Genomic DNA, 11,683 nt, shown 5'->3' with positions numbered 1-11,683 from the left:
TTTTAGAAAAATCGACTGTGCCAACTATCGATAGCTGGAACTTCCCAAGATTCATTATATTCCTGAATATTGTTGATCAGATTATTAAAAACAATAGTGTTTTCAGTAACTGCCTTGTCTTTTACCATTTTTTTAAAATCTATTAATGGCTTATGCGCAATATGCTCTCCTAATTTAAAAGTAACATTCATTTTGTCTAACAGATCCACTTTGTATTTCTGTTCCAAAGATTGGATGAATTCGACAGAAGAATCTATTGAACAACCCGTTGCAGCCTGAACATCCTGATCCACAGCTAGTATAATAAACCTATTGTATTTTAGTTGATAAGAAGACACCAAACTAGTTCCGTGTGCAGCCCAATTTTCTAGAAAGGCCTGTAAAGAAGTTTCAATTTCAGCAAATTCGGCATCCGAAAATTTTCTATTTGCTTGATAAATCCAAATTTTAGATTCTTCCGGTAAATTTTCAAATGGTATGTACATTTCTTTGTTTTATTTTTAAATTTTGAACTCTAGACTTAAATCTAAATTTCTATAAATCTTGAGCATTTGCAATTAATTCCGCAATGTCCATCACTTTTACATCACCCTCTTTTTCCTTATTTTTAATACCATCTGTCAACATCGTATTACAAAAAGGACATCCTGCAGCAATTATGTCTGTTTTTGTCTCTAATGCATCTTCCGTTCTTTCAATATTAATTTCTTTGTTTCCTGGTTCTGCGTCTTTAAACATTTGAGCGCCTCCTGCTCCACAACATAGTCCATTCGCACGAGAACGTTTCATCTCCACTAATTCTGCATCCAACTTCTGAATCAGCTCCCTTGGGGCTTCATATACATTATTAGCTCTTCCTAAATAACAGGGATCATGAAAAGTAATTCGTTTGCCTTTAAATTGCCCTCCTTCTATTGTCAGTCTTCCGTCATCCAATAATGACTTTAAGAATTCAGTGTGATGTACCACCTCATATTTCCCACCCAATTCCGGATATTCATTTTTCAAAGTATTGAAACAGTGAGGACAGGCAGTGACTATTTTCTTAGCTTCATATGCGTTCAGAACTTCAATGTTCATCATTGCTTGCATTTGGAACAGAAACTCATTTCCTGCTCTTTTTGCCGGATCACCAGTACAACTCTCTTCCGTACCAAGTACCGCAAAAGGAACGTTTGCGCGATTCAAAATCCGCACAAAGGCCTTTGTTATTTTTTTTGCTCTATCATCAAAACTACCTGCACAACCTACCCAAAACAATACTTCAGGTTGTTTACCTTGAGCTAGCATTTCCGCCATTGTTGGCACTATTAAATTCTCTGACATTTCTTAATTTTTTATTCAGTTAGCTAACTAACCTGTTATTTTACAAGTGGTTAAATAAATAACCGTCTCAACTTTGAAAAAATTAATTTTCATTTTTCCAATTCAATCGATCCTGCTGATTGTACTGCCATGGAGCTCCATTATTTTCTATGTTAGTCATCATCGCATTTACCGGTGTTGGTGCCGCGCTTTGCTCCATAACTAAATAACGTCGCATATCCATAATAATAGATAACGGACTAATATTAACTGGACATTCTTCAACACATGCATTACAAGAGGTACAAGCCCACAATTCTTCTGGTGTAATGTAGTCATTTAATAATGATTTACCGTCTGGAATAAAAACGCCTTTATTGGCATCAATATTTCTCCCTACTTCTTCCATTCTATCTCTAGTATCCATCATAATCTTACGTGGAGACAATTCTTTACCCGTTATATTTGCCGGACAAGCGGAAGTACAACGACCACATTCCGTACAAGTGTATGCGTTTAACAGTTGAACCCAATTCAAATCTTGAATATCACTGGCTCCAAACTTAGCCAAAACTTCACCCTCAGCAGGTGCTGGCGCTGCTGCAAATGGATCAGCATTAGGATCCATCATCATTTTAACTTCTTTAGTTACTGCTTCCAAATTATCGAATTGCCCTTGTGGGTTTAAATCCGCAAAATAGGTGTTTGGAAAAGCCAATAAAATGTGAAGGTGTTTTGAAAAATACAAATAATTCATAAAAATTAAAATACCAACGATATGCAACCACCAAGACGCTTCAAAAAGAATCATCACGATTTCATTTGACATTCCGTTAAATAGAGGTGCAATGAATTGACTAATAGGATAAGAACCTGCTTTTATAAAATGAGAAAAGCCTCCTGGTACATTTTGCAAATGTAAATCAGTTGCATTCATCAATAAAAACAATGTCATTAATACAACTTCAAAATAAAGAATATAGTTGGCATCGTTTTTAGAGAAACCTGATAGGTCCTTATTTACAAATCTTTTTAACTTTATGACATTTCTTCTAAGCCAAAAAACTACAACTGCTAATAATACTAAAACAGCGAGTATTTCAAATGATGCAATTAGCACATCATAAAAAGACCCTAAAAAGGCAAATACTCGATGAGTTCCAAATAAACCGTCAATTATTATTTCCAATAACTCAATATTGATAATTATAAAACCCACATAAACAATGACATGCATGATTCCGGCTACGCGTCTTTTCACCATTTTTGACTGCCCCATCGCTATCATGGCCATATTTTTCCAGCGAGCCCTTGGGTTATCTTTTCTGTCTACGTCTATACCCAGATTGATATTTCTTTTTATTTTTTTTAAGCTGGCGAAAAAATAACCAAACCCGATAATTAATAATAGGGCAAATAAAATATTGTCTAAATAGCTCATAGTTGCTAGTTTTTTTATTTTGAAATAGTATCGTTTACAGGGGCTTTATAAGGTTTCTCTTTCTTTCCAAAAAGAGAAACGTTTACATATCTAGTAGGATGAAGTCTCACATCTTGCAGTAAGAGCTCTAATTCTTTTGAAGTTTTAGACAAGTTATTATATAGTGCATCATCATTCAACAATTTACCCATTGTCCCGTTTCCAGATTCTAGCCCATTCATGATACCATCCACTTGCGCTAATGTCTTGTTTAGATTTCTGACCGTTTTACCCAAATCAGCTTTATTTAAAGAATCTGAAATTTTAGAAAAATCACCTGATATCTTATTGAAATTGGTTACAACTCCTTTTATCTGAGTTTTATTATCATCAAGTATGGTATTCATACTCAATGAAGCCCTATGAAACTGCTCCATTGTCTTACTTAATTCAGCTAAACTCTTTCTCAAATCTTCTTGTGCTTTCTTATCTAAAACATTATTGATTCCAGTGATAAGAACATCGGCATTAGCCATAATCTTATCTAATTTTTCTTGAAGCGGAACTAGTTTGTCCCCTACTTTATCAGTAAGCCCCAATCTAATTTCTCCTTTTAGTGTATCACCTTCTTCCGCTACGACTTTGTCTTTAAAATTAGGCTCAATAGCGATTTGCTTACTGGAGATAAAACCAGGCTCATAAATTGCAGCAATACTTGACTTTGAAATAGGAAAATCAGATTTAATTTGTAGTTCGACTAACAAATTACCCGTTTTTTCATTTATCGTAATATGAGTTACTCTACCTATTTCCAAACCGTTTAGTGTAACAGACGCAGAGGAAGTTAAGCCTTCCACTGTTTCGTATTCGACATAAAGTGTCGTGTAGCTACTTAACAGGTCTTTCCCTTTTAAGAAGCTATAACCCCAAATAAATAATAATATAGACGCAATTACTAAAACTGCAGTCTTAATTTCTCGTGTTAATTTCAAACTGTAAGTATTTTGTACAAATTTAATATAAAATAATTGAACTTCTAACTATTTGATGGCTTCTTGAATACTAATCTTTTTCCCGTTTTTAAAAGCAATCAAGAAAGCGGAATTATATCCTCTTGCCTTCGCTTCCTCTAAAAGATTTTTTGATCCATCATAATCAGTAGTTTCACCATACATATATTTATAAACACTATTTTCATAGTCCATAGATATATTTTTTAATCCTTTAAAGTTTCTGGGTTGCAAATCCAATTTTCTTCCACTTGCGGAAATTTGTACTTTGAAGAGGACCTCAGAATTATCTTGCTTGGAAACTGGTTTTCTATTATCAGCAGAATCTGAATTTATTTTTGCTTTAACCGGGACTGCACTATCCTTAATAGCACTTATATTATTCCTTTGAGAAGATCTCGCTTCAGGAGCTTCTGCAACACCAGTTCCGTAATATTCGTTTTTATAACTAATTATCGCATTAGCAATAGCGGTAGCAATTTCATTCTGACCTGCTTCTGAATCCAATAAATTTCCCTCAGCATAATTAGAAATAAATCCCATTTCAACTAAAACTCTTGGCATATACGCTTTGTGTAGTACCATAAAAGGAGCTTGTTTCACCCCTCCTCCTCTTATTCTTTTATCAAGTCCTTCAAACGCATTTTCGATCTTACTGGCCAACGAAATACTATTATCGAGATATTCCTCCTGCATCAATGTCATTCCAATCATTGTTTCAGGAGAATTGGGGTCAAAACCTTCATATTTTCTTTTGTAATCTTTCTCTAAAGTAATAACAGAGTTTTCTTTCTTAGCCGCCTCTAAATTTGAAGCAATCTTATTCATACCCATCACGTAGGTTTCCGTACCGTCCGCAGCAGTATTTCTGTTGGCGTTACAATGAATAGAAACAAAAATATTGGCATTGGCTCTATTAGCAATATTAGCTCTTTCAACTAAATCAACAAAAATATCTGTCTTTTTTGTATAGATAACATCAACTTTGGAATTTGCCTCCAACAACTTACCGACTTTAAGCACAACTGCCAAAGCAATATTTTTTTCGACATGTCCATTATACACTGCACCAAAATCATGCCCACCGTGACCTGCATCTAAGGTTACTTTAAAGTTACTAGACTGGCTATAAGTTACAAAAGAGATCGTACTTAGAAAAAAAGTAAAAACTACTTTAATTTTGTTTATTGTGTGCATCGTTCTAAGGTTAATTTAATTAAAATACTACGGCTATTAATTTTCTTATTTGATTATTTTTGACAAAAAATAATATGTAAGTTTGACACTTCAAAAAACAAGCCATAATTTTACAAAAATAGCATTTAAACCTTTGCAGACAAACTTATTTAATATCGTTTTAGCATCATTTTTCCTGGCAATGGGATATGGTAATTTATATTCTCAAGATATAGCAAAAAAAACGACCGCTATAACTTCTAAAAAAAATGCAGATAGTTCGTCTTTAGTCATCGATAAAAACAATGCATTAATTTCAGATCTTAGAAACGAAACGGACACCCTTCCCAAAAAAGATACCATTAGGCCCAAAAAAGCTTTTCTTGACGGTAAAGTTAAATATAAAGCCGCACAGTATGCAACGATTGATCAAAAGAAAAAAACGATTACTTTATACGATAAAGCGGAACTTTATTATCAAGATGTTGAGTTAAAGGCAGGGATAATTGTTATGGATTACGAAAAGAATGAAGTATATGCCGGTAGAATTAAAGACTCCACAGGCAAATACACGCAGTATCCTAATTTTAAGCAAGGTGAAAATGTAGTAGAACCCGATTCTATTCGATTCAATTTTAAGACACAAAAGGCTTTAATATGGAATTCAAGATCCGATCAAGGCGAATTTAAAATAAAAGCGGCAATTACAAAAAAGGAAAATGATTCTGTATACTTTTTAAAGGGCGCTCGCTTTACCACCTCTAAAAATATAGATAATCCCGAATATTATTTTCAAACTAACAAAGTCAAATTCATTCCGGGAAAAAAAGTCATCACCGGTTTGACCAATATGGTAATCGCTGACGTCCCTACTCCGATAGCTTTGCCGTTTGCTTATTTCCCAATGACCCAAGAAACTAATATCTCTGGAATAATTTTGCCAAGTTATAATGATTCGAATAATAGAGGCTTCTCGTTGCAAAATGGAGGTTATTATTTTGCTTTAAACGATCATTATGATCTAACTGTTTTAGGTGACTATTACACAAACGGTAGTTATGGAATGCGTTTTGAATCGTCCTATGCTAAAAGATACAGTTATCGAGGTAATCTAAACTTCAGATTTGAGAATTTAATCACCAGTGAAAGAGGCTATCCAGACTACTTGAAGCAAAAAATTTATAATTTGCAATGGTCGCATTCTCGCGATTCGAAAGCAAACCCAAATTCCAGTTTTTCGGCATCTGTAAATCTTGGAAGCAGTAAGTATTTTAGGCAATCGATAAATCAAGCTAATATTGGCTCTAACCTCAATAACACGTTGAACTCATCGATTTCCTATTCTAAAACATTCGAAACAGTACCACAGGTAAGGATGTCTTTGTCTGCAACCCATTCACAAAATACCCAAACTGAAGTTATTAATATGACCTTACCCACCCTTCAGCTTAGTGTAGATCGAATTTACCCCTTTGTGGGGAAAGATGGTATTAAAAAAGGTTTTTTCAAGAATATCAATTTACAATATAATTTAAATGGCCGAAATACTATTACCACCACTGATTCGCTTTTTTTCAAACCACAAATGTTTAGAGATGCCAAGTTGGGAGTTCAACACAGCATTCCTTTAAGTACTAATTTCAAATTGTTTAAATATTTTAGCGCTACTACCTCATTAAATTACGAAGAAGTTTGGTACGCCAAAACGATTGAGAAAAATTATGATGCCGATCAGAGTAAAGTTGTAGATAAAATTGTAAGCGGCTTTGATGCTTTTAGAACGTATTCTTTTTCGTCCAGTGTTGGTACCACTATTTATGGTACCTTTAATTTTGGTGAAGACAAAAAAATAAAATCGATCCGTCACGTCATGAGACCGTCTGTTTCTTATGGTTACACACCAAGTTTCGAGAAGTATTATGATACTTATGCTTCTGACGCTAGCGGGACGCTTATAAAACAATATTCTAGGTTTGAAGGCGGAATCTTTGGAGCACCCGGATTAAGTAACTCTAACAACCTTGGATTCGATTTAAGCAATACTTTTGAGGCAAAAATAACGGACAAAGACAGTACTAAAGTAGAACCTAAAAAAATAATGCTGCTTAATAATTTAAACCTGTCCACGAGTTACAATTTAGACGCAGACGGGTTAAATACACTTGCCTGGTCACCGGTCCGGGTCAGTGGGGGAACACAATTGTTGCAAAATAAAATGAATGTTAACTTTGGAGCCACCTTAGACCCCTATGCAATTGACAATTCCGGGAATAGAATCGCTATTTATAATATTGATAACGGCGGTAGTTTATTTAGAATGACAAGCGCCAATATGACGTTAAACTATTCCATATCAAGCACAGAAAGAGACAAAAACAAAAAAGATACAAACGAGCAAAGTCAAAGAAATGGTGGTCGTGAGGATGATCTTTTTGGCGCAAACACCGTTTTAAACGATACTCGTAAAAGTCAATTTGATGGTACTGAAAAAGAGGGCGATGATAAAATTTCAGAGTTTTTTAATTCCAAATTACCTTGGGACATGACTTTTGCCTACTCTCTAACGTACGGAAACAACAACAGAGAGAAAAAAATTATTGGGAATTCCATAATGATTTCAGCTAACACTGACTTGACCCCGAAGTGGAAAGCAGGAATATCTACCGGTTATGATTTTGTACAAAATGGCGTTACCTTCACTCAACTGCGTTTCGAACGCGACTTATTGAGTTGGAGAATGGATTTCAATTGGACCCCTTTTGGAACAAATGCTAATTGGGGATTCTTTATCGGAATAAAATCAGGGGTGCTAAGTGATATCAAATGGGATAAACGAAGTACAAATACAACGCGTTAACACAACCCTTCGCTATTGATTTCAATTAAAATAATTCAGTGCAAAACAAAAAACAATTTTTATGAAAAAGATAATTTTTACAGATAAAGCTCCAGCACCGATAGGACCGTATAGTCAAGCAGTGCTTAGAGGAGATACCCTCTATGCTTCTGGCCAAATTGCCATAAACCCTGCAACAGGAGAGTTGGTACTAGACACGATTGAAGCAGAAACAGAACAAGTAATGCAAAACATGAAAGCGGTACTGCAAGCGGCAGGAATGACTTTTGAAAATATCGTTAAAACGACCATATTCATAATGGATATGAACGATTTTGGGAAAATAAACACCATTTATGGTTCTTATTTCAACGAAAAAACCGCTCCAGCTCGTGAAACGGTTCAAGTGGCCTGCTTGCCAAAAAATGTAAATGTAGAGATTTCTATGATCGCAATACTGTAATATAAAAACTCCAAAATAAAATTCCAAATTCCAATTTTAGATCTTGGAATTTGGAATTTTATTTTTGGAACTCCCTTATTTATTAGCAATATGATAGGCTATGAGTCCATCAATAGGTCTTCTAAGCACATTACCTAATTGCAATTCATATTTGTCAAATGTCTCTTGTAACTCCTCTTTTAAATAGAAAGCAATAGAACCTACAAAATGAACTGGTACTTCTTTGCAATTATCATATTGTTTAATGTAGTTTTTTACAAAAGACTTCATTCCTTTAAAGATAATCTTCCTGCAGAATTCTGTTTCTTTATGTTGAATTAAAAACTTAGCAAAAGTGGCTAAATAAGCATTCGGATTGTCTTCTTTATATAACTTACTTTTAATAAAATCAGGATCTACATTGTATTCTTTTGCAAATTCAACTGCCAATTCTTTTGGCATCTTATTAAAATAATACTTTCTTAGCAACTCTTTCCCAAAAACATTACCGCTACAATCATCCATTATAATATACCCTAATGATTGTACTTTTTGATGTAATTCTTTACCATCAAAATAACTACAGTTAGAACCGGTTCCTAAAATAGAAACAATTGCTTTTTGACCTTGTGGAGTAGTCGCATAAACTGCTGCATAAGTATCTTCTTCAACTGAAACAATTGCATTGCTAAAGTAACTTTGAAAAGCTTGTGACAGACCTAATTTCATTCTATCTGTTCCACAACCTGCGCCATAAAAAAATAAATGAGTAGCCTTTTTTTTGCTTTGAACAATATCGAAACGATCGTTTAAACGCTCAATAATCTGTTCGCCATCAAGAATTTCGGGATTTAAGCCCAATGTTTGTGTAGTAAACAATACTTTACCATCATCGTCTATTGCAATCCAATCGGCTTTTGTGGAACCGCTATCAACTATTAATCTCATTTTTTTGGTTTTTGGTTATCTCCTCGTTTTTATAAATCTAATAAAGATTTGGTCTATTTTAAATCACCGATAAAAATAAAAAATCCCGTTTAAAAATTAAAAACGGGATTTTTGTTAAATTATGATTATTTCAATCCAGCAATATGCACTGATAAGTCAATCAATTTACTTGAATACCCATATTCATTATCATACCAAGATATGATTTTAAAGAAAGTAGAATTCAAACCAATTCCAGCATTCGCATCAATAATAGAAGTTCTTTTATCAGAAACAAAGTCTTGAGATACTACTAAATCTTCTGTGTAGCCCATTACTCCTTTCATCGTAGTTTCCGAAGCTAATTTTAAAACTGCCATAATCTCTTCGTATGACGTTTCTTTTGCCACCTTTACTGTTAAATCAACTGCAGAAACATCAGTAGTAGGAACACGAAAAGCCATACCAGTAAGTTTTCCGTTCAATTCAGGAATAACTTTTCCAACTGCTTTTGCAGCACCAGTAGAAGATGGAATAATATTAACAGAAGCAGCACGTCCACCTCTCCAGTCTTTTTTAGATGGTCCGTCAGTAGTCATCTGAGTTGAAGTAGTGGCATGAACAGTAGTCATTAAAGCTTCAACAATTCCGAAGTTATCATTAATAACTTTAGCTAAAGGAGCTAAACAATTTGTAGTACAAGAAGCATTAGAAACTACTAAATCAGACGCTTTAGCACTTTCATGATTTACACCCATAACAAACATTGGTGCATCAGAAGATGGCGCAGAAATAATTACTTTCTTAGCTCCTCCAATGATGTGTGCGTTTGCAGTGTCTTTAGTGGTAAAGAATCCTGTACATTCAGCAACAACATCTACATCAACTTCATTCCATTTCAATTTTGCCGGCTCTCTTTCAGCTGTAATTCTAATATTTTTATCATTTACAAAAAGTTTTCCGTCTATAACTTCTACCTTTCCTGCAAAACGTCCGTGAACTGAATCGTATTTTAATAAGTAAGCTAAATGCTCTACGTCCAATAAATCATTGATTGCTACAACTTCTACATTATCTCTATTAAAAGATTCTCTAAAAACAATTCTTCCAATTCTTCCAAAACCGTTTATTCCTAATTTTACTTTTGACATCTTAATTAATTTTTTGTTTATTTTTTCCAACCTTCATTTTAAAGTCTAATTTCCTCGCAATAAACTTCGTTTTTATATTTAGGTCGACATGATATCAGAGACTCTAAGCAACTCTCTATCTATTTCTGTCTTCCCTTTTATAGCTTGTTCCAATGGTGTTAGTGAGATAGCATCATTTTGTAACCCAACCATATAGTTTGATTTACCTTCTAATAATGACTCAACAGCTTTCACTCCTAATCTACTGGCTAAAACCCTATCAAAACAAGATGGAGAACCACCGCGTTGCATATGACCCAAAACAGAAACTCTAACATCATATTCAGGTAAATTAGCTTCAACGTAATCCTTTAATTCAAATACATTCTTACCAATTTTATCCCCTTCTGCAATTACGACGATGCTTGATGATTTCCCGGAAGCTTTACTTTTTTGTAAAGATTCTAATAATCGGTCTAAACCCAAATCTTCTTCTGGAATAAGTATTTCCTCAGCTCCTGCACCGATACCAGCATTCAAAGCAATATGTCCTGCATCTCTCCCCATAACCTCGACAAAAAACAGTCTGTTATGTGAACTTGCAGTATCTCTGATTTTATCAATTACTTCAACCACTGTATTTAAAGCTGTATCATACCCTAAAGTATGGCTTGTCCCGAATATGTCATTATCAATAGTTCCGGGAATACCCATTACTGGAAAATCAAATTCGGTATTGAATATCATACCTCCTGTAAAAGTTCCGTCTCCCCCTATTACGACCAAAGCATCTATTCCAGCTTTTACAAGATGGTCATGTGCTTTTTTTCTTCCTTCCGGAGTTCTAAATTCAAGAGAACGAGCAGATTTTAAAACTGTCCCTCCTTTATTTACAATGTTATTCACACTTCGAGGTCCCATTTCTTTGAAGTCTCCTTCAATCATTCCCTGATATCCTCTATAAATCCCTATACATTCTATATTATGATAAGCACAAGTTCGAACAACAGCTCGAATGGCTGCATTCATTCCAGGTGAATCTCCACCAGAAGTAAGAACACCTACTTTTTTTATTGTTTTTGGCATTATTTAAGTATTAAAGCGTAAAATTAACAAACATAATGTACTTTTAGCGTTATGTTTTTATTAATTTAGTTAAGTAAATTAAATTCAAACGTTTTCGTTGATAAGTTTTCAAAAAATCAAAAAACGATGTTTTTTTTATACATACGTTATTTTTTTTAAATATTATTTGATGATTAGGTATTATTTAGGACAAACGATAGCTTTACAGCATTAAAAGCAAAATAACTTCAACGAGATTCTGACTCATTCTTTTTTTGAAAAACCACTTTTGGGCAATACAGAAAAACAATCTTATTATAACAGTATATATTCCTGTAAAACAACTAATAAATAATCGTAATGAATAAAAAC

The 11,683-nt window shown here is 34.0% G+C and carries 10 protein-coding genes; 2 read left to right on the top strand and 8 right to left on the bottom strand.

Annotation, left to right across the window (positions count from 1 at the left end; genetic code table 11):
* Positions 1-2 precede the first annotated feature (2 nt).
* From CXF59_RS02060 to CXF59_RS02040, 5 genes are all read right to left on the bottom strand, one after another.
* Positions 3-485 carry an ABC transporter ATPase gene (locus CXF59_RS02060; RefSeq protein ID WP_101136041.1) on the bottom strand — a complete coding sequence of 161 codons (483 nt, stop codon included), beginning with the start codon at positions 483-485 and terminating at the stop codon, positions 3-5.
* A gap of 49 nt (positions 486-534) precedes the next feature.
* A complete protein-coding gene (locus tag CXF59_RS02055; RefSeq protein ID WP_101136040.1) occupies positions 535-1,326 on the bottom strand; it encodes a (Fe-S)-binding protein in 792 nt (263 codons plus the stop codon).
* 82 nt (positions 1,327-1,408) lie between these two features.
* A complete protein-coding gene (locus tag CXF59_RS02050) occupies positions 1,409-2,746 on the bottom strand; it encodes a (Fe-S)-binding protein (protein ID WP_101136039.1) in 1,338 nt (445 codons plus the stop codon).
* A 14-nt stretch (positions 2,747-2,760) separates the two neighbouring features.
* Positions 2,761-3,717, bottom strand: a complete 957-nt coding sequence (locus tag CXF59_RS02045; protein WP_101136038.1) for an MlaD family protein — start codon at positions 3,715-3,717, stop codon at positions 2,761-2,763.
* Between the two features lie 48 nt (positions 3,718-3,765).
* A complete protein-coding gene (locus tag CXF59_RS02040; protein WP_101136037.1) occupies positions 3,766-4,932 on the bottom strand; it encodes an N-acetylmuramoyl-L-alanine amidase in 1,167 nt (388 codons plus the stop codon).
* A gap of 82 nt (positions 4,933-5,014) precedes the next feature.
* Between CXF59_RS02040 and CXF59_RS02035 the strand changes: the two genes are divergently transcribed.
* Positions 5,015-7,768, top strand: a complete 2,754-nt coding sequence (locus tag CXF59_RS02035) for a putative LPS assembly protein LptD (RefSeq protein WP_101136036.1) — start codon at positions 5,015-5,017, stop codon at positions 7,766-7,768.
* Between the two features lie 61 nt (positions 7,769-7,829).
* Positions 7,830-8,210 (top strand): RidA family protein, encoded by a 381-nt coding sequence (locus CXF59_RS02030; RefSeq protein WP_101136035.1) that lies wholly within the window; start codon positions 7,830-7,832, stop codon positions 8,208-8,210.
* 75 nt (positions 8,211-8,285) lie between these two features.
* Here the strand turns inward: CXF59_RS02030 and CXF59_RS02025 are convergent, their stop codons facing one another.
* The 3 genes from CXF59_RS02025 to pfkA form a co-directional block, all read right to left on the bottom strand.
* Positions 8,286-9,137 carry an N-acetylglucosamine kinase gene (locus CXF59_RS02025; RefSeq protein ID WP_101136034.1) on the bottom strand — a complete coding sequence of 284 codons (852 nt, stop codon included), beginning with the start codon at positions 9,135-9,137 and terminating at the stop codon, positions 8,286-8,288.
* A 125-nt stretch (positions 9,138-9,262) separates the two neighbouring features.
* Positions 9,263-10,267: a type I glyceraldehyde-3-phosphate dehydrogenase gene (gene gap / locus CXF59_RS02020; RefSeq protein ID WP_101136130.1), complete on the bottom strand. Its 1,005-nt coding sequence runs from the start codon at positions 10,265-10,267 to the stop codon at positions 9,263-9,265.
* Between the two features lie 78 nt (positions 10,268-10,345).
* Entirely contained in the window at positions 10,346-11,332 is a 987-nt protein-coding gene (gene pfkA, locus CXF59_RS02015) for a 6-phosphofructokinase (protein ID WP_101136033.1), read from the bottom strand.
* Between the last annotated feature and the right edge of the window lie 351 nt (positions 11,333-11,683).

The organism is Flavobacterium sp. ALD4, from assembly GCF_002836475.1.
In the GTDB taxonomy this organism is placed as follows: domain Bacteria; phylum Bacteroidota; class Bacteroidia; order Flavobacteriales; family Flavobacteriaceae; genus Flavobacterium.
This window is presented reverse-complemented; position numbering and strand designations above follow the sequence as displayed.

Excerpts from the sequence above, each read along its gene's own strand:
- CXF59_RS02060 (WP_101136041.1), bottom strand. The coding sequence starts at position 485 with ATGTACATACCATTTGAAAATTTACCGGAAGAATCTAAAATTTGGATT.
- CXF59_RS02055 (WP_101136040.1), bottom strand. The coding sequence starts at position 1,326 with ATGTCAGAGAATTTAATAGTGCCAACAATGGCGGAAATGCTAGCTCAA.
- CXF59_RS02050 (WP_101136039.1), bottom strand. The coding sequence starts at position 2,746 with ATGAGCTATTTAGACAATATTTTATTTGCCCTATTATTAATTATCGGG.
- CXF59_RS02040 (WP_101136037.1), bottom strand. The coding sequence starts at position 4,932 with ATGCACACAATAAACAAAATTAAAGTAGTTTTTACTTTTTTTCTAAGT.
- CXF59_RS02030 (WP_101136035.1), top strand. The coding sequence starts at position 7,830 with ATGAAAAAGATAATTTTTACAGATAAAGCTCCAGCACCGATAGGACCG.
- CXF59_RS02025 (WP_101136034.1), bottom strand. The coding sequence starts at position 9,137 with ATGAGATTAATAGTTGATAGCGGTTCCACAAAAGCCGATTGGATTGCA.
- gap (WP_101136130.1), bottom strand. The coding sequence starts at position 10,267 with ATGTCAAAAGTAAAATTAGGAATAAACGGTTTTGGAAGAATTGGAAGA.
- pfkA (WP_101136033.1), bottom strand. The coding sequence starts at position 11,332 with ATGCCAAAAACAATAAAAAAAGTAGGTGTTCTTACTTCTGGTGGAGAT.